The following is a 17,531-nucleotide window of genomic DNA, read 5'->3' as shown; positions in this document are numbered from 1 at the left end:
CGGCCACCCCGCGCCCCGGACCGCCCCGAGCGACGATCCCGTGCCCTACGTCGTCACCCAGTCCTGCTGCGCCGATGCCTCCTGCGTCGTCGCGTGCCCGGTCAACTGCATCCACCCCGCGCCCGGCGAGCCCGGCTTCGCCACCGCCGAGATGCTGTACGTCGACCCGCGCTCGTGCGTGGGCTGCGGCGCGTGCACCACGGCGTGCCCGGTGGGCGCGGTCGTGCCGGACACCGCGCTGACGCCGGAGCAGGAGCCGTTCCGCGAGGTCAACGCCGCCTACTACGACGTCTTCCCCCACGCCGACCGCACGCCGCTCGCGCTGGTCCCCCCGCAGCGCCGCCTGGGTCGGCCCCGGCCGGTCCGCGTCGCCGTCGTCGGCGCCGGGCCGGCCGGGCTCTACACGGCCGACGAGCTGCTGCGCCACCCAGAGGTCACCGTCGACGTGCTCGACCGGCTGCCGACCCCGCACGGCCTGCTCCGCGCCGGCGTCGCCCCCGACCACCGGCACACCAAGGAGGCCGAGCGGCTGTTCCGCGCCATCGAGGAGCAACCCGGGTTCCGCTACCTGCTCGGCGTCGAGGTCGGTCGCGACGTCACGCGGGCCGAGCTCGACGAGCGGTACGACGCCGTGGTCTGGGCCGTGGGCGCCTCGGCCGACCGGCGGATGGAGGTGCCGGGGGAGGACCTGCCCGGGTCGTGCTCGGCGACCGCGCTCGTCGGTTGGTACAACGGCCACCCCGACCACCGGCACCTCGACGTCGACCTGTCGACCGAGCGGGTCGTGGTCGTCGGCAACGGCAACGTCGCGCTCGACGTCGCCCGGGTGCTGACCGCCGACCCGGAGGCGCTCGCGGCCACCGACGTCGCGGACCACGCGCTCGCCGCGCTGCGCACCAGCGCCGTGCGGGAGGTCGTCGTCCTCGGGCGGCGCGGCCCGGCGCAGGCGTCGTTCACCACGCCGGAGCTGATCGGCCTCGCCGGGCTGCGCGACGTCGACGTGCTCGCCGACCTGGGCGGTGCCGAGGTGGTCGGGGACGACGTCCGGTCCCGGGTGCTCCGCGAGCTGGCCGGGCGGCGCCCCGACCCGGCCCGCCGACGGATCGTGCTGCGCTTCCTCACCTCACCGGTGCGCGTCCTCGGTGACGACCGCGTCGACGGCGTCGAGCTCGTGCGCAACGAGCTGGTCCCGGACGCGGCCGGCGTGCCCCGGGCGAGGGCCACCGGCGCAACCGAGGTGCTCGAGGCCGGGCTGGTGCTCCGGTCCGTCGGCCACCGCGGCGTGCCGGTCGCGGGGCTCCCGCACGAGCCGGTCGCCGGCACCGTCCCGCACGCGGGCGGCCGCGTCGAGCCGGGGACGTACGTCGCCGGGTGGGCCAAGCGCGGGCCGACCGGGTTCCTCGGCACCAACAAGTCGTGCGCCCAGGAGACCGTCGAGGCGCTGCTCGACGACCTCGACGCCGGGCTGCTCGACGGGCTGATCGACGGTCGACCCACCGAGGCCGGCGACCTGTCCGCCCTGCTGGCGGCACGCGGCGTACCCGTCGTGGACCTGGCGGGCTGGCGCGCGATCGAGCGCGAGGAGCGGCGGCGCGGCGAGGCCGCGGGCCGTCCCCGCGTGAAGATCACCGACCCCGACGAGGCACGCGCGGTGGCGTTGCGCCCCGCCCGGAGGGGTCGGCGGTCGCTCAGCGCTTCTTCGCGTTGAGCGTCTCCATGGAGCCTGCCTGGTCGGAGGCGGCCTTGGCGCGCTTCTCGCCCCGCTTCTCCTTGATGGACTTGCCGGACTTCTTCGACATTCCTTGGCGCGGCGACTTGTCGCTCATGGGAGATCCCTCGATGGAGGGCCTGGATGGCCCCGTTCGTCGACACTACCCCTCCGGGGACCGGGGTGCCTCCGGATACCCTGAGCGTCGCCGAGCGGGGACGCGGCGCGGCGACCGGGACCGGAACGAGGGACGAGATGGCGACGAGTGGGGAGGGCCGCCCGGACGGGCGGCAGGCGCGCTGGGACCGCCACAACAAGCAGCGGCGCCAGCAGATCCTCGACGCCGCCATCGCGGTCATCGAGGACGGTGAGCCGGGTGCGGAGTTCCACGTCCAGCAGATCGCCGAGCGCGCCGGGCTGAACCGCACGGTCGTCTACCGCCACTTCGCCGACCGCTCCGACCTCGACCGCGCGGTGCAGGCGGAGATCCTCGACGGCCTGTGGGCCGCGCTGCTGCCCGAGATCGGGCTCGACGGCACGATCCCGGAGATCGTCGAGCGGATCGTGGCGACGTACGTCGGCTGGGCGGTCGCCCACCCCGCGCTGCACCGCGTCGCCGAGCAGGGCGAGGGCACCGGCCCGCTCCAGGAGGGGCTGACCCAGATCGCCGGCCAGGTCTGCGAGGTCATCACCACCGCGGTCGAGATGCTCGGCCTGGACATGGGCGACGACGAGCGCGCCGCGATCGACCCGCTGGTCTTCGGGCTGGTCGGCGCGGTCTTCGGTGCGGTGCGCCGGTGGATGGCCCGGCCGGAGCGCGTGCCGGCGGCGCCGAAGCTCGTCGAGCTGGTCACCGGCTCGGTCTGGTACATCCTCGCCGGCCACGCCCGCGCCCTCGGCTTCGAGCTCGACCCGCACCAGCGGGTCGAGGACCTGGTCGCCGCCACCCGGGCGCAGGCGACCCCGTGAGCGAGGAGGAGCAGGCCGACGTGGACACGCTGCACCAGGACGGCATCGGCCGGTCCGACGAGCTGGACCGGCTCTGGACCCCGCACCGGATGGCCTACATCCGCGGGGAGAACAAGCCGGCCGACGCGTCGTCGGGGGAGTGCCCCTTCTGCCGCATCCCGTCGATGGCCGACGACGAGGGCCTCGTGGTCCACCGCGGTCGGCTCTCCTTCGTCGTGCTCAACCTCTACCCCTACGCGCCGGGCCACCTGATGGTCTGCCCCTACCGCCACATCGCGGACTACACCGAGACCACCGACGAGGAGGCCGCCGAGATCGCCGACCTCACCCGCGACGCGATGCGGGTCGTGCGGGGCGTCTCCGGCGCGGGCGGGTTCAACATCGGCATGAACCAGGGCCACATCGCGGGTGCCGGCATCGCCGCCCACCTGCACCAGCACGTCGTGCCGCGCTGGCCCGGCGACCAGAACTTCATGCCGATCATCGGCCGCACCAAGACCCTCCCCGAGCTGCTCGGCGACACCCGCGAGCTGCTTGCCGAGGCGTGGCCGACCGCGTGAGCGCCGGCAGCCCGTCGCCGACGCTCGAGGACGACGCCCGGCTCGCCGCCGACCTGGTCCGCGAGGCCGGCACGCTGGCGCGGCGGATGCGCGCGGAGGGGCTGAGCCTGGACTACAAGACGTCGATCTCCGACGTGGTCACCGCCGCCGACCGGGCCGCGGAGGAGCTCGTGACCGGCCGGTTGCGCGCGGAGCGGCCCGGCGACGCCGTGCTCGGCGAGGAGCACGGGCACGCCGCCGCGGGCACGACCGGCCGCTCCTGGGTGGTCGACCCGGTCGACGGCACCTACAACTTCGTCAACGACCTGCCCTGGTGGTGCTCCGCGGTGGGGCTGCGCGACGCCGAGGACCTGCTGGTCGGGGCGGTCCACGACCCGATGGGCGACGCGACGTACGTCGGCGGGCCGGCGCTGCCCAGCACCTGCGACGGCCGGCCGCTGACCCCGCTGGTGGACCGGCCGCTCGCCGAGATCAGCATCGCGACGTACCTCCACCCGCCGTTCCTCGAGGGCGAGGTCGGCGCCGCGTGGCGCCGGGCGGCCGGGGGCGCGGCGACCCTGCGCTGGCTGGGGTCGATGAGCATGGACCAGGTGGCCGTGGCGACCGGACGGGTCGGGCTGGTCTTCCAGCACTCCGTCGCGCCGTGGGACGAGCTCCCGGGCGCCGCGATCGTCCGCGGGGTCGGGGGAGCGATGCGCCACGTCGAGGTCGCCGGCAAGGACTGGTACGTCGCCGGGCCGCCGACCGCCGTGGCCGAGGTCTGCGACCGGCTGCTCGACCGCTAGCCTGCTCCCGCCATGCTGGATCGTTTCCGTGCCTTCTGGACGAAGGTCGTCGCCCCCGTCGCCCACCTGCTCATCAGGCTCGGCGTCAGCGCCGACGTCGTGACCCTCGTCGGGACGCTGGGGGTGAGCGCCGGCGCGCTGGTGTTCTACCCGCAGGGGGAGCTGCTCATCGGCACGCTCGTGATCACCGCCTTCGTCTTCAGCGACCTCGTCGACGGCTACATGGCGCGCACGACCGGCCGCTCGAGCAGCTTCGGGGCGTTCCTCGACTCCACGCTCGACCGCATCGGCGACGGCGCGATCTTCGCCGGGCTGGCGCTCTACTTCGCGTGGGAGGGCGACAGTCGGCTCTACCTCGTGCTGTCCCTCGTCTGCCTGGTCATGGGCAGCGTCACCTCCTACGCCCGCTCGCGCGCCGAGGGCCTGGGCTACACCGCCAAGGTGGGCATCGCCGAGCGCGCCGACCGGCTCGTGGCGATCCTGGTGATGACGGGCCTCGGCGCGATCTTCGACCTGCCCGTCCTGATGCACGTCGCGCTGTGGGCGCTCGCGATCGCCTCGACGATCACCGTCGTGCAGCGGATCTGGGTCGTGCGCCAGCAGGCGCTGGCCGCCCTCGCGGACGGGAATCCGTCCGTCGGGTAAAGCGGCCTACGCTCCTTCCATGACCGAGAGCACCCTGACGAGCACCGGCACCACCCGCGTCAAGCGCGGCATGGCCGAGATGCTCAAGGGCGGCGTCATCATGGACGTCGTCACCGCCGAGCAGGCCAAGATCGCCGAGGACGCCGGAGCCGTCGCCGTCATGGCGCTCGAGCGGGTGCCCGCCGACATCCGGGCCCAGGGCGGCGTCTCGCGCATGTCCGACCCGGACATGATCGACGGCATCATCGAGGCCGTCTCGATCCCGGTGATGGCCAAGGCGCGCATCGGTCACTTCGCCGAGGCGCAGGTGCTGCAGTCGCTCGGTGTCGACTACGTCGACGAGTCCGAGGTGCTCACCCCCGCCGACTACGCCAACCACATCGACAAGTGGGCTTTCACGGTGCCGTTCGTGTGCGGTGCGACCAACCTGGGCGAGGCGCTGCGGCGGATCACCGAGGGCGCGGCGATGATCCGCTCCAAGGGCGAGGCCGGCACCGGCGACGTGTCCAACGCGGTCACCCACATGCGCACGATCCGCGGCGAGATCCGCCGGCTCGCGGCGCTGGAGGGCGACGAGCTGTACGTCGCGGCCAAGGAGCTCCAGGCGCCGTACGACCTGGTCAAGGAGGTCGCCGAGACCGGCAAGCTGCCCGTCGTGCTGTTCACCGCCGGCGGCATCGCGACCCCTGCGGACGCGGCGATGATGATGCAGCTCGGCGCCGAGGGCGTCTTCGTCGGCTCGGGCATCTTCAAGTCCGGCAACCCCGCCCAGCGCGCCGAGGCGATCGTCAAGGCCACCACGTTCCACGACGACCCCGACATGGTCGCCAAGGTCTCCCGCGGTCTGGGCGAGGCCATGGTCGGCATCAACGTCGAGGACATCCCGCAGCCGCACCGCCTCGCCGAGCGCGGCTGGTGACCTGCTGAACGACCTCCAGGACTCCTGGCTCGGCCAGGTGCTCGGCGTCGTCTCGCTCGTCCTGCTCCTCGCGCTGGTCGCCTGGTGGGCGCGCTGGCTGCACCGGCGCCTGGCCGTCGTCAACGGTGCCCCGCGGTGGGCGCGGCGGCTCTCGCTCGTCGTGGTCGTCGGCGGGCTGCTGCTGTTCGTGGCGTCGAACGTCGCCTACCGCACGATCGACCCCGCCCCGCTACGCCCGGTGCTGTGGATCGGGCTGGCCTGGCTCGGGCTGTCCTGGTACCTCACGGCCGGCTGCCTCCTGCTCGCGCTCCTCGCCCTGGCCCTCCGGCTGTTGCGACGGCCGGCCGCCCGTGAGCGGCTGCTGCGCGTCGGCACCCCGGTGGTCGTCGTCCTCGCGCTGGTCGTGATGACCGTCGGCGCCGTCGTGGCGCAGCGGCCCCGTGCAACGGCGTACGACGTGGGGTCGGGGGCGCTGCCCACCGGCTGGGACGGCGCCCGGGTCGTGCTGCTGACCGACCTGCACGTCGGCGTCGTCCACGGCGAGGCGTGGACCCGTCGCGCGGTCGATCTGGTCAACGAGCAGGACCCGGACCTCGTCGTCCTCGGCGGCGACCTCGTCGACGGCCGCGAGCGCTTCACCGGCCCCGACCTCGCGCCGCTGGCCGACCTCGACGCCCCACTCGGCGTCGTGGCTGTCTCGGGCAACCACGAGATCGAGTCCGGTGACGCGCCGGCGTACCTCGAACGGCTCGAGACCCTCGGCGTCGACGTGCTCCGCAACGAGCACGTCGTGCTGGAGCGCGGGGGAGACCCGCTCGTCGTCGCCGGCGTCCAGGACGAGATCGGCACCGGCGACCTCGCGCCCGACCCCGACGCCGCCCTCGCCGGCACCCGGCCCGAGGACTTCGTCGTGTACGTCGCCCACGAGCCGCGCCAGCTCGTCGACGCCGTCGTCTCCGTGGGCGTGGACCTGCAGCTCTCCGGCCACACCCACGGCGGCCAGATCTGGCCGTTCGGCTGGTTCGTGCCGCTCCAGCAGCCCACCCTCGCCGGCGTGGACGTCGTCGACGGTGTCACCGTCGTCACCTCCCGCGGCATCGGCACCTCCGGCCCGCCCGTCCGCACCGGCGCCGCCCCCGAGATCACCGTCCTCACCCTCCGCTCGACGGCTGGTTGAGGAAGGCGCGCAGCGCCTGTCTCGAAACCCGCCGCCGCCCTCGCTCCGCACCCGGGTCGTGTGCCCCAGGACGCGGCAACCCGCGACGTGGACCACACGACCCGGGCCTCGGCGACCCTTGCTCAAGCAACTTGAGGATTCCCTGCGCGGCCCTTCGGCCTGACCAGCCGTGTCCTTCAGGTTGCTGACGTGGGATGGGGTCATCGCCGGAACTCCGGCTCCTCCCTCACGAAGGAACGATCATGAACAAGACCGCCAAGGGCGCCCTCGCCGCCGGCACCGCCGCCGTCCTCCTCATGGGCGGCGCCGGCTCGCTCGCCTACTGGAACGCCACGGACACGAACGACCCCGACATCTTCGGCTCCGGCCACCTCAAGCTCGTCGAGGAGACCGGCGCCTGGACGCTCAACGGCGCCCCGGTGGCGGACCTCGCGAACGTCTTGGTCGTGCCGGGCGACGAGCTGGTGTACGCCGGCTCGTACATCGTCGACGCCGCGGGTGACAACGTCGCGGCGACCGTGTCCGTCGTCGGCGGTGCGGAGAGCGGGACCCTCGCCCCGTTCGTGGAGACGACGACCGTGTTCGAGCTCGCCGGCGAGGTCATCACGCCGACCACTGCCATCAGCGGCGCCGACGACAACGCTCCGCTGACAGTCGACATCACCGTCGACTTCCCCTTCGGTGCGAGCGTCGACAACGACTCGCAGGAGCAGGTCCTGGACCTGACGGCGATCACGACGACGCTGACCCAGACCGACGCGTCGGCCTGAGCGGCTGAGTCCAGGGGTCGTCGATGAGCACCCACGTGTGGGACGCCGCGCTCCTACGCGTCGCGCCGTCGCGACCGGGGCGCCGGCCCGGTGCGTCGGCCGACGGCACGCGGACCTCCACTGGGAAGCCGGGTCGTGGGCGGCGCTGGCGGTCCGCGCTGGGTTTCGTCGCCCGGGTCCTCAGCTGGGTGCTCATCCTGGGACTGCTCGCCGTGCTGACCGTGGCGGTGCTGGTCCCGCGCGTGGCCGGGGCGACGCCGTTCACGGTGCTGACCGGCTCCATGCAGCCCGGCCTGCCGCCAGGCACGCTGATCGTCACCCGGCCCACGCCGGCGGAGGACATCGAGATCGGTGAGGTCGTCACCTTCCAGATCGAGTCCGGCCGGCCGCAGGTCGTCACGCACCGGGTGATCGCGGTCCGCGCCGGGCAGGACGGCGAGCCGGAGTTCCTCACCCAGGGCGACGCCAACCAGACGCCCGACGACGGCTGGCGGCCGGCCGGGTCCGTGCGCGGCGTGCTCTGGTACGCCGTGCCGAAGCTCGGCTACGCCAACAACGTCCTGACCGGCGACCAGCGGCAGCTGGCCGTGTACGTCGTCGCCGGCGGACTCGTGCTCTACGCACTCGGCCTCTTCGGCAGCGACGCCCGCGACCGGCGCAGCAGCAAGCGTCAGCCGCAGCACCCCGCAGCACGCCACGCCTCGCGCTGACCGCCTGCACCCCACCGCCAGCCCGGCACCCCGAGAGGAGCGACACCATGAAGCACGCAGCCCACCGGGCCCAGCGGCAGCCCCGCCGCGGCCGCACCGCTGTAGCGATCGCGTCGCTCCTCGCCGGCGTCCTCGTCCTTGTCGGCGGGCAAGGGACCTTCGCGTTCTGGACCGATGAGGCATCGGTGGGCGGGGCGACCATCCAGGCGGGCACCATCGACCTGAAGGTGAACGGCAAGGACAGCCACATCACGACCACCCTTGGCATGGCCGCCATGGTGCCTGGAGATTCGGTTGCAGAGGTCATCACCCTTCGCAACAGCGGTTCGGCAGGTTTGACCTACACGCTCACCGGGGGCTTGTCCGGCGCCGACGCGTTGGCGTTCGCCACGCCAGGGGCACTCCGCCTGAGGATCGTCGAGAACGGCGTGCGGAGCGTCAGTGGGTCCACGGCGACCTGTTCGGGAGGTAACGAGATCCTGTCCCGGGTCCTGCAGCTGAGCGGAGCCTCGCTGTTGGGAGGTCCAAGAGGTCCGGTGGCTGCCGGTCAGGAAGCAGCCACGCTGTGCTTCGAGGTGAGCATGGCGACCTCTCTCACGGCCGCTCCGTCGTCCCTCCAGGGCAAGTCGACGACCCTGACCCTCACCTTCACCGCGTCCTCGGCCCTGTCGTGACGTGGTCGAAGCCCGACGCCGGTGTCTCGACCTCGCCTCGCAGGTCGAGGGGATCCTGGACCCTGGTCAGTCTTCTCCTCAGCGTCTCCCTGGCGGTGGCGACGATATGGGGGCTCCCAGGGACCCGTGCGGCGTGGGTCGACGCCGCCGCGGTGAGCGGTTCCGCATTCTCCGGTCGCACGATCCCGTCAGCGCAGGAGATCAGCTGCAGCGGCGGCGGCCTGACCCGCACCGTCACCCTCACCTGGAAGTATTCGGCGGATGCCACGCGGTTCGTCGTCACCGTGACCAAGATCGACGGTGAGAACCCCCGGGTGCTCGCCACCTTCGAGCTGCCGGCAGTGCCCGCCAACACTCGTTCGGCGACGCCATCGTCCCGGACGCCACCATCAGGGACCGCTACGCGATCATCTGGTCCTTCTACAGGTACCGGGTCGACATCGAGGCGGTGCACGCATCGGGTTGGATCGCGGCGGCGGCGTCCCGCGTGCAGGAGCGTCGCAACGTCACGAACCACTGCTGAGGGACGACGTCCCTACGAGGTCGTGCGACCCCGACGCGTCGGGTGTCCCTTGGCACGCGACTGGTCCCGGAGCTGGAGGGCCGGGTCCGTCCGGTGCGGAGTCCGCGGCAAGCACGTGCGGGTCGTAGCCTCCAGCCCGTGCCACTCACCATCGGCGTCCTCGCCCTGCAGGGCGACGTGCGCGAGCACGTCCGCACCCTGACCGACCTCGGCGTGGGGGCGACGACGGTCCGCCGGGCGAGCGAGCTCGAGGCGGTCGACGCGATCGTCCTGCCCGGTGGTGAGTCGACGACGATGGCCAAGCTGCTGCGCACCTTCGAGCTCCTGGACCCGCTCAGGAAGCGCATCCAGGGCGGCATGCCGGCGTTCGGCACGTGCGCAGGGATGATCCTGCTCGCCGACCACGTCCGCGACGGCGCCGAGGGGCAGGAGACGGTCGGCGGGCTGGACGTGACGGTGCGGCGCAACGCGTTCGGCCGGCAGGTCGACTCGTTCGAGACCGACCTGCCCGTGACCGGGATCGACGCGCCGGTGCACGCGGTGTTCATCCGGGCGCCGTGGGTCGAGGAGGTCGGGCCGGGCGTCGAGGTGCTCGCCGAGGCGGCGGGCCACCCCGTCGCGGTGCGCCAGGGCCACCTGCTGGCCACGAGCTTCCACCCCGAGGTGGGCGGCGACGGCCGGGTGCACGAGCTCTTCGTCGACCTGGTGCGCTGACCTCGTCGGCCACCGGGGGTGGTCGCCGCTAGGATCGACGGTCGGTGCAGGGGACTGCACCAGCACACGACCGGCGCGGGAAGAGGGACGCATGTCTGGCCACTCGAAGTGGGCGACCACCAAGCACAAGAAGGCCGCGATCGACGCCAAGCGCGGCAAGATGTTCGCCAAGCTGATCAAGAACGTCGAGGTCGCGGCCCGCATGGGCGGCGGCGACCCCTCCGGCAACCCGACGCTCTACGACGCGATCCAGAAGGCCAAGAAGTCCTCGGTCCCCAACGACAACATCGACCGCGCGGTCAAGCGCGGCTCCGGTGCCGAGACCGGCGGCGCGGACTACACGACGATCACCTACGAGGTCTACGGCGCGTCCGGCGTCGGCCTGCTGGTCGAGTGCCTCACCGACAACAAGAACCGCGCCGCGATGGAGGTCCGCACCGCGGTCACCCGCAACGGCGGCACCATGGCCGACCCCGGCTCGGTCTCGCGGCTCTTCAACCGCAAGGGCGTCGTGCTGGTCGCCAAGGCGCAAGAGGGCGGCAAGGAGGTCTCCGAGGACGACGTCCTCGAGGCCACGCTCGACGCCGGCGCCGAGGAGGTCAACGACCTCGGCGACCAGTTCCAGGTCATCTCCGAGGCCACCGACCTCGTCGCGGTCCGCACGGCGCTGCAGGCCGCCGGCATCGACTACGACTCCGCGGACATCCAGTTCGTCGCGACGATGGACATCCCGGTCGACGCGGCCGCCGCGGGCAAGGTCTTCAAGCTCGTCGACGCCCTCGAGGACCTCGACGACGTGCAGGACGTCTTCAGCAACGTCGACGTCCCCGCCGACGTGATGGCCGAGCTCGAGGCCGCCGACGCCTGAGCGAGGTACGCCGCGGGCGTGTCGTGACGGCGTACGTCCGGGCCGACGGCTAGCGTTCCTCCCGAACAGACGTTCGACGGAAGGCTGGCCATGCGCGTGCTCGGGATCGATCCCGGCCTGACCCGCTGCGGGATGGGCGTGGTCGACGGGTCGGTCGGCCGTCCGCTCACGCTCGTCGACGTCAACGTCCTGCGCACCAGCGCGGACCGGCCCGTGGCCGAGCGGCTGGTGACCATCGAGAAGGGCGTCGACGCCTGGCTCGACGAGCACCGGCCGGACGCGGTCGCGATCGAGCGGGTCTTCGCCCGCTCCGACGTCAGCACGGTCATGGGCACCGCCCAGGCCAGCGGCATCGCCATGGTCTGCGCCGCCCGTCGCGGGCTGCCGGTCGCGCTGCACACCCCCAGCGAGGTCAAGGCCGCGGTGTCCGGCAACGGCCGGGCCGACAAGGCGCAGGTGGGCGCGATGGTGACGCGCATCCTGCGGCTGGACGCGATGCCCAAGCCGGCGGACGCCGCCGACGCGCTGGCGCTCGCGATCACCCACATCTGGCGCGGGGGAGCGCAGGCGCGCATCGACCAGGCCCTCGCGGCCGCCACCGCACGAGCAAGGAGCAGACGTTGATCGCCTTCGTCCGCGGCCAGGTCGCCGGGGTCTCCCTCACCAGCGCGGTGCTCGAGGTCGGCGGGGTCGGCCTCGAGCTGATGTGCACCCCCGGCACGATCGCCGGGCTGCGCACCGGCCAGAGCGCGACGCTCGCGACCAGCATGATCGTGCGCGAGGACTCGATGACCCTCTACGGCTTCGCCGACGAGGACGAGAAGAGCATCTTCGAGCTCGTGCAGACCGCCTCGGGCGTCGGCCCGAAGGTCGCCCAGGCGATGGTCGCGGTGCTCAGCCCCGACGACGTGCGCCGCGCGATCACCAGCGACGACGTCAAGACCCTGACCCGGGTGCCCGGCATCGGGCAGAAGGGCGCGCAGCGCATCATCCTCGAGCTCAAGGACCGCATCGGCCCGCCGACCGGCACGACCACCGCGCCCGCCGCGGCCGGTGCCGAGCCGTGGCGCGAGCAGGTGCACCAGGGCCTCGTCGGGCTCGGCTGGTCGGCCAAGGAGGCCGAGAAGGCCGTCGAGGTCGTTGCTCCCGAGGCCGGCGAGCTGCCCGACGTCGCGATGCTGCTCCGCGCGGCCCTCCGCACCCTCAGCAAGGCCTGAGCCCGGTGCCCTTCCACGAGGACGAGCTCGCCGCCGCCGAGGAGACCCACCTGCGGTCGATCACCGCGGCCGAGGCCGACGGCGACGAGCGGGCCGTCGAGGCGGCGCTGCGGCCCCGCACCCTGGACGAGGTGGTCGGCCAGTCCCGCGTCCGCGACCAGCTGGGGCTGGTGCTCGAGGCCGCCCGCCGGCGCGGCCGGGCGCCGGACCACGTGCTGCTCAGCGGGCCCCCGGGGCTGGGCAAGACGACGCTGGCGATGATCATCGCGGCCGAGATGTCGGTGCCGCTGCGCCTGACGAGCGGCCCCGCCATCACCCACGCCGGCGACCTGGCCGCGATCCTCTCGGGGATGAACGAGGGCGAGGTCCTCTTCGTCGACGAGATCCACCGCATGTCCCGGCCGGCCGAGGAGATGCTCTACATGGCGATGGAGGACTTCCGGGTCGACGTCGTCATCGGCAAGGGGCCGGGCGCGACCGCGATCCCGCTCGACCTGCCGCCGTTCACCCTGGTCGGCGCCACGACGCGGGCTGGCCTGCTGCCCGGGCCGCTGCGCGACCGGTTCGGGTTCACCGCCCACCTCGAGTTCTACGAGCCCCACGAGCTGGACCTCATCGTCCACCGCTCGGCAGGGCTGCTGGGCGTGGAGCTGACCGACGACGGCAGCGCCGAGATCGCCTCCCGCTCGCGGGGCACCCCGCGCATCGCCAACCGGCTGCTGCGCCGGGTCCGTGACTACGCCCAGGTCCGCGCCGACGGCGTCGTCACCCGCACGGTCGCCGAGGCCGCGCTCGAGCTCTACGAGGTCGACCAGCTGGGGCTCGACCGGCTCGACAGAGCCGTGCTCGACGCCCTGTGCCGCCGCTTCGCCGGTGGACCGGTGGGGGTCTCCACCCTCGCGGTCGCCGTGGGGGAGGAGCGCGAGACGGTCGAGGAGGTCGCCGAGCCGTTCCTGGTCCGCAACGGCTTCCTGGCGCGTACGCCGCGTGGCCGCGTCGCGACGCCGGCCGCCTGGGAGCACCTCGGGCTGAGCGCCCCGCCTGCCGTGGAGCCGACCCTGTTCGAGGAGTGACGTGCCGGGTCCCTGGGATTCGTCCGGGCGGCCGAGCCCGTAGGTATGCTTGCCCGTCGGTCGCCCCGGGAGTCGCTCGGGTGCGCGGCCTCCCCGTCATCGCTCGAGAGGTTCGTCCGTGGAGCTCGCCTCCCTGTTGCCGCTGGTCGGCATCGCCCTCCTCTTCTGGCTCCTGATCATCAGGCCGGCTTCCCGGCGCCAGAAGGAACTCACCCGCATGCAGTCGTCGTTGGGGGTGGGTGACGAGGTCGTCCTGACCTCGGGCTTCCTCGGCACGATCCGCGAGCTCACCGACGACACCGCGCGTGTCGAGATCGCCGAGGGCGTCGTCGTGACCGTCGCTCGTGGCGCGATCGGCACCGTCGCACAGCCAAGGCCCGCCGAGCTCGGCGAGCCGGAGGAGATCTGACATGGCACGCAAGCCCCGTCCCGGGCGGACCCTGGGGGTCTTCTTCCTCGGCATGGTGCTGATCTACGGGCTGGTGGCCATGGCCGGCAGCTGGAAGCCCGAGCTCGGCCTGGACCTCCAGGGCGGCACGCGCATCACGCTGATCGCCACCGACGACGACCCGGCCGACGACAGCCTCGAGCAGGCTCGCCAGATCATCGACGACCGCGTCAACGGCTCCGGTGTCGCCGAGGCCGACGTGGTCACCGAGGGCTCCAACATCATCGTCGTCGAGGTCCCCGGCAGCTCGCGGCGCGACCTCCTCGAGACCGTCAAGCGCCAGGCGCAGCTGCGCTTCCGCCTGGTGGCCTGCTCCGACTTCGACCCAGGCCCGTGCGCCGCGGGCGGCGGCGGCCCGACGATCGACCCGAACGCCACGGGCGGCCTGCCCGGCGGCTCGGTCGAGGTCGACCCCGGCACCGGCGGTGCCGGTGACGGTGGCCAGGGCGGCGACCAGGGCAACGGCGGCCAGGGCAACGGCGGTCAGGGCGGCGACCAGGGCGACGGGGACCAGCAGGGCACCAACAACCGCCCGCCGGTCGGCTTCGCAGCCAAGAACCTCGCCACCGCCGAGGAGAGCGAGTCTCCCGACGCCCAGCCCAGCGACGACGCCAGCGACGGCGCCGGCGACGGCGCCGGCGACGGTGCGAGCGACGAGCCCAGCGACGAGCAGTCGAACGCGCCGACGCCGGCCCCCGAGGGCGGCAAGCTGGCCGACGACCCGCTCGCCTGGGCCGACGCCCCGAACGAGGCCGCGATCAGGGCCTTCAACGAGTTCACCTGCCCGCCCGACGGTTCCTCGCCCAACGTCGTGGACGACCCGGCCAAGCCGCTGGTCAGCTGCGACACCGGCGAGCGCGGCCAGGTCGTGAAGTACCTCCTCTCGCCGTCGGCGATCGAGGGCACCCAGCTGACCGACGCCTCCGCCCAGATCCCGCAGGGCACGGTGCAGTGGGTCGTCGCGCTGGAGTTCAACGGCTCCGGCACCGAGACCTTCGCCAACATCTCCCGCAAGCTGCTGGACAACGGCAAGCAGTTCGCCGTCGTCCTCGACGGCCAGGTGCTCTCCGCGCCGACCATGGAGGGCCTGATCACCAACGGCCAGGCCCAGATCTCCGGTGACTTCACCGAGGCGTCCGCGCAGAGCCTGGCGACCAGCCTGAAGTTCGGCGCGCTCCCGATCGCCTTCGAGGACGACGTGTCGTCGGAGACGATCGGCCCCTCGCTCGCCGGCGACCAGCTCTCCGCGGGCCTGTGGGCCGGCGGCTTCGGCCTCGGCCTGGTGATGCTCTACTGCCTCGTCTACTACCGCGGCCTGGGCATCGTCGTCCTCGGCTCGCTCGGGGTCGCAGCGCTCATCACCTACGCGATGGTGCTGCTGCTCAGCGAGACGGCCGGCTTCACGCTGACCCTGCCCGGCATCGCCGGTCTGATCATCGCGGTGGGTGTCACCGCCGACTCCTTCATCCTGTTCTTCGAGCGCATCCGTGACGAGATGCGCGAGGGCAAGTCGATGCGGGTCGCGGTCGAGACCGGCTGGCGGCGCGCGAAGGTGACCCGCCTGGCGGCCAACACCGTCTCGCTGCTCTCGGCCGCGGTGCTCTACATCTTCGCGACCGGCGCGGTGAAGGGCTTCGGCTTCGCGCTCGGCCTGTCCACGCTCATCGACCTCGCGGTGCTGTTCTGGTTCACCAAGCCCGCGGTGTCCTACCTCGCGCGGTACAAGTTCTTCAACGGCGGCGGCCGCCTCTCCGGCCTCAGCCCCGAGACGCTCGGCATGGACCGGGTCCCCGCTGGAGGTAACGCCTGATGGGCAAGTTCTCCCGGCTCGGCAACGAGCTCTACAACGGCCGCCGGTCGATCGACTTCGTCGGTCGCAAGCCGCTCTGGTACGCCATCTCGCTGGTCCTCGTGGGCCTCGCGATCGGTGTCGTGCTGATCAAGGGCCTCAACTTCGGCATCGAGTTCACCGGCGGAACGCAGTACCGCGTCGCCGTGGGCGCCTCCGAGGCCACCCAGGACAACGCCGACGCCCTGCGCGCGGCGGTCGCCGACGCCGGCGTCGAGGGTGCGGAGTCGCCGGTCGTCACGACCGCCGGCGAGTCCCTGCTCATCCAGGTCGAGGACCTGACCGCGGAGGAGAACGACCAGGTCGTCGCGGCCATCACCGACACGATCGCGGTCGACGATCCTCTCAACGACATCTCCCAGGACGAGATCGGCGCGAGCTGGGGCCAGCGCGTCGCCGAGCGTGCCGCCATCGGCGTCGCGGTCTTCCTCGCGCTGACGATGGTCTTCATCTGGATCTACTTCCGCGAGTGGAAGATGTCGATCGCCGCGATGGTGGCGCTGGCCCACGACATCGCGATCACCGTCGGCATCTACGCGCTGTCCGGGTTCCCGGTGACGCCGTCCGCGGTGACCGGCCTCCTGGCGATCCTAGGCTTCTCGCTCTACGACACCGTCGTCGTCTTCGACAAGGTCCGCGAGAACACCAACGAGTACCTCCAGCCGGGCCAGTCCTACTCCGACGCGGCGAACCTCGCGGTCAACCAGACCCTGGTCCGGTCGATCAACACCGGCATCGTCGCGCTGATCCCGATCGGCGCGATCCTGTGGGTCAGCGCGATCCAGCTCGGCGCGAGCTCGCTGCAGGACCTGGCGCTCTCGCAGTTCGTCGGCATGGCGGCGGGTGTCTACTCCTCGGTTGTCATCGCCCCGCGCGTCCTGGTGCACCTCAAGGGCACCGAGACCGAGGTCAAGCTGCAGGAGCGGCACGCCAAGGCCAAGGCGCGCGCCCAGGCCGACCGGTACGCCATGGTCCCGGCCGTCACCTCCGACACCCCGGCGACCGACGAGGTCTGGGACCCCGAGGCCGACCCGGAGCTGGTCGACGACGCGACGCCCGAGGTGCAGCAGCCCGCGGCGCCGACCCCCGAGCGCCGGCCCGAGGCCAGCGGCCGCGGTCGGGTCGTGCCGCAGACCAAGGGCGAGGTCCGTCCGAGCGGTGCCGCCGGCCGGCAGCAGCCCTCGCGGGTCACGCGCTCCAAGCGCGGCAAGAAGTAGCCGGGTGACCTCCACGCAGCGCGGGCCGCGCCTCGACGCGGCCCGCGAGGCGCTCGAGCGCCTGGTGGTCGACGTCCCCGACTTCCCCGAGCCCGGGGTCGTCTTCAAGGACATCACGCCGCTCCTGGCCGACCACGCCGGTCTGTCCGCGGTGGTCGAGGCGATCGCCGACGCCGGCCGCGACGCCGACGGTGCGACCGTCGTCGACAAGGTGGTCGGCATGGAGGCCCGCGGCTTCATCCTCGCGGCGCCGGTCGCGCTGGCCCTGGGCGCCGGCTTCGTGCCGGTGCGCAAGGCCGGCAAGCTGCCGCGCGGTGCGCACGCGGTCTCCTACGCCCTGGAGTACGGCGAGGCGACGCTCGAGCTGCACCACGACGCCGTGGCACCGGGGGAGCGGGTGCTGCTGGTCGACGACGTGCTCGCCACCGGCGGCACGGTCCGGGCGGCCCGCGAGCTGGTCGAGGCCTGCGGCGCGACGCCGGTCGGCGTCGCCGTGCTCCTCGAGCTCGGCTTCCTCGCCGGGCGCGACGCGGTCGGCGATCTGCCGATCCACAGCATCGCCGTCATCTGAGGTCCTCCTGACGGCCTAGACTGGGTCGTGTGACCGAGGACCGCACGCCCGCCCGGACCGGCGGCGGTCGTCCGCCCGCCCGGCCACGGCCCGCTCGCCCGACACCGGCCGGGTCGACCACGTCGCCGCCCTCG

Annotated in this window: 21 protein-coding genes; 19 read left to right on the top strand and 2 right to left on the bottom strand. The window is 72.9% G+C overall.

Translation table 11 applies throughout. The features are described from left to right. The first annotated feature begins 40 nt into the window (after window positions 1–40). Window positions 41–1,708, top strand: coding sequence for an FAD-dependent oxidoreductase (locus QWY29_RS09680; protein ID WP_300960523.1), 1,668 nt, complete (start codon window positions 41–43; stop codon window positions 1,706–1,708). On the opposite strand, the gene QWY29_RS09675 is transcribed toward QWY29_RS09680, so the two are convergent. After that, the gene (locus QWY29_RS09675; RefSeq protein ID WP_300960522.1) at window positions 1,689–1,826 is read right to left on the bottom strand and encodes a hypothetical protein; all 138 of its coding nucleotides are present in this window, start codon (window positions 1,824–1,826) and stop codon (window positions 1,689–1,691) included. The genes QWY29_RS09680 and QWY29_RS09675 overlap by 20 nt on opposite strands. 137 nt (window positions 1,827–1,963) lie before the next feature. Here QWY29_RS09675 and QWY29_RS09670 point away from each other — a divergent pair, with 137 nt between their 5' ends. The 9 genes from QWY29_RS09670 (at window position 1,964) to QWY29_RS09630 (ending at window position 8,917) form a co-directional block, all read left to right on the top strand. Next, a complete protein-coding gene (locus QWY29_RS09670) occupies window positions 1,964–2,677 on the top strand; it encodes a TetR/AcrR family transcriptional regulator (protein ID WP_300960521.1) in 714 nt (237 codons plus the stop codon). After that, window positions 2,674–3,237, top strand: a complete 564-nt coding sequence (locus QWY29_RS09665) for an HIT family protein (RefSeq protein ID WP_300960520.1) — start codon at window positions 2,674–2,676, stop codon at window positions 3,235–3,237. Before QWY29_RS09670 ends, QWY29_RS09665 begins: the two co-directional genes overlap by 4 nt. Further along, window positions 3,234–4,022: an inositol monophosphatase family protein gene (locus QWY29_RS09660; protein ID WP_300960519.1), complete on the top strand. Its 789-nt coding sequence runs from the start codon at window positions 3,234–3,236 to the stop codon at window positions 4,020–4,022. Before QWY29_RS09665 ends, QWY29_RS09660 begins: the two co-directional genes overlap by 4 nt. A 12-nt stretch (window positions 4,023–4,034) precedes the next feature. After that, window positions 4,035–4,667, top strand: coding sequence for a phosphatidylinositol phosphate synthase (gene pgsA / locus QWY29_RS09655; protein ID WP_300960518.1), 633 nt, complete (start codon window positions 4,035–4,037; stop codon window positions 4,665–4,667). 19 nt (window positions 4,668–4,686) lie between these two features. Then, window positions 4,687–5,586, top strand: coding sequence for a pyridoxal 5'-phosphate synthase lyase subunit PdxS (pdxS, locus tag QWY29_RS09650; RefSeq protein ID WP_300960517.1), 900 nt, complete (start codon window positions 4,687–4,689; stop codon window positions 5,584–5,586). Window positions 5,587–5,623: 37 nt separating this feature from the next. Next, the gene (locus QWY29_RS09645) at window positions 5,624–6,763 is read left to right on the top strand and encodes a metallophosphoesterase (protein ID WP_300960516.1); all 1,140 of its coding nucleotides are present in this window, start codon (window positions 5,624–5,626) and stop codon (window positions 6,761–6,763) included. Window positions 6,764–7,005: 242 nt separating this feature from the next. Beyond that, on the top strand, window positions 7,006–7,533 hold the full coding sequence (locus QWY29_RS09640) for an alternate-type signal peptide domain-containing protein (RefSeq protein ID WP_300960515.1): 528 nt from the start codon (window positions 7,006–7,008) through the stop codon (window positions 7,531–7,533). A gap of 23 nt (window positions 7,534–7,556) precedes the next feature. Beyond that, on the top strand, window positions 7,557–8,243 hold the full coding sequence (locus QWY29_RS09635; protein WP_300960514.1) for a signal peptidase I: 687 nt from the start codon (window positions 7,557–7,559) through the stop codon (window positions 8,241–8,243). 47 nt (window positions 8,244–8,290) lie between these two features. Then, on the top strand, window positions 8,291–8,917 hold the full coding sequence (locus QWY29_RS09630; protein ID WP_300960513.1) for a TasA family protein: 627 nt from the start codon (window positions 8,291–8,293) through the stop codon (window positions 8,915–8,917). Here QWY29_RS09630 and QWY29_RS09625 read toward each other — a convergent pair. After that, window positions 8,892–9,371 carry a hypothetical protein gene (locus QWY29_RS09625; RefSeq protein WP_300960512.1) on the bottom strand — a complete coding sequence of 160 codons (480 nt, stop codon included), beginning with the start codon at window positions 9,369–9,371 and terminating at the stop codon, window positions 8,892–8,894. The genes QWY29_RS09630 and QWY29_RS09625 overlap by 26 nt on opposite strands. Window positions 9,372–9,578: 207 nt before the next feature. Here QWY29_RS09625 and pdxT point away from each other — a divergent pair, with 207 nt between their 5' ends. The 9 genes from pdxT (at window position 9,579) to QWY29_RS09580 (ending at window position 17,397) form a co-directional block, all read left to right on the top strand. Then, entirely contained in the window at window positions 9,579–10,154 is a 576-nt protein-coding gene (gene pdxT, locus QWY29_RS09620; protein ID WP_300960511.1) for a pyridoxal 5'-phosphate synthase glutaminase subunit PdxT, read from the top strand. 91 nt (window positions 10,155–10,245) lie between these two features. Further along, complete coding sequence (locus QWY29_RS09615; protein ID WP_300960510.1) at window positions 10,246–11,022, top strand: YebC/PmpR family DNA-binding transcriptional regulator; 777 nt, start codon at window positions 10,246–10,248, stop codon at window positions 11,020–11,022. Window positions 11,023–11,112: 90 nt separating this feature from the next. Continuing rightward, window positions 11,113–11,646, top strand: coding sequence for a crossover junction endodeoxyribonuclease RuvC (gene ruvC / locus QWY29_RS09610; protein ID WP_300960509.1), 534 nt, complete (start codon window positions 11,113–11,115; stop codon window positions 11,644–11,646). Further along, entirely contained in the window at window positions 11,643–12,239 is a 597-nt protein-coding gene (gene ruvA / locus QWY29_RS09605; protein WP_300960508.1) for a Holliday junction branch migration protein RuvA, read from the top strand. Before ruvC ends, ruvA begins: the two co-directional genes overlap by 4 nt. A gap of 5 nt (window positions 12,240–12,244) precedes the next feature. Further along, complete coding sequence (gene ruvB / locus QWY29_RS09600; RefSeq protein WP_439117416.1) at window positions 12,245–13,312, top strand: Holliday junction branch migration DNA helicase RuvB; 1,068 nt, start codon at window positions 12,245–12,247, stop codon at window positions 13,310–13,312. 118 nt (window positions 13,313–13,430) lie between these two features. Continuing rightward, window positions 13,431–13,721 (top strand): preprotein translocase subunit YajC, encoded by a 291-nt coding sequence (gene yajC, locus QWY29_RS09595; RefSeq protein ID WP_300960507.1) that lies wholly within the window; start codon window positions 13,431–13,433, stop codon window positions 13,719–13,721. A 1-nt stretch (window position 13,722) separates the two neighbouring features. Then, window positions 13,723–15,570 carry a protein translocase subunit SecD gene (gene secD / locus QWY29_RS09590; protein WP_300960506.1) on the top strand — a complete coding sequence of 616 codons (1,848 nt, stop codon included), beginning with the start codon at window positions 13,723–13,725 and terminating at the stop codon, window positions 15,568–15,570. Further along, window positions 15,570–16,826, top strand: a complete 1,257-nt coding sequence (gene secF, locus QWY29_RS09585; RefSeq protein WP_300960505.1) for a protein translocase subunit SecF — start codon at window positions 15,570–15,572, stop codon at window positions 16,824–16,826. The genes secD and secF overlap by 1 nt, the downstream gene beginning before the upstream one ends. A gap of 4 nt (window positions 16,827–16,830) precedes the next feature. After that, the gene (locus QWY29_RS09580) at window positions 16,831–17,397 is read left to right on the top strand and encodes an adenine phosphoribosyltransferase (RefSeq protein WP_300960504.1); all 567 of its coding nucleotides are present in this window, start codon (window positions 16,831–16,833) and stop codon (window positions 17,395–17,397) included. The last annotated feature ends 134 nt before the right edge of the window (window positions 17,398–17,531 follow it).

The sequence above is a fragment of the Nocardioides abyssi genome (assembly GCF_030412915.1).
Classification (GTDB): domain Bacteria; phylum Actinomycetota; class Actinomycetes; order Propionibacteriales; family Nocardioidaceae; genus Nocardioides; species Nocardioides abyssi.
The sequence above is the reverse complement of the archived record's forward strand: the minus strand, read 5'-3'. Positions and strand labels throughout refer to the sequence as shown.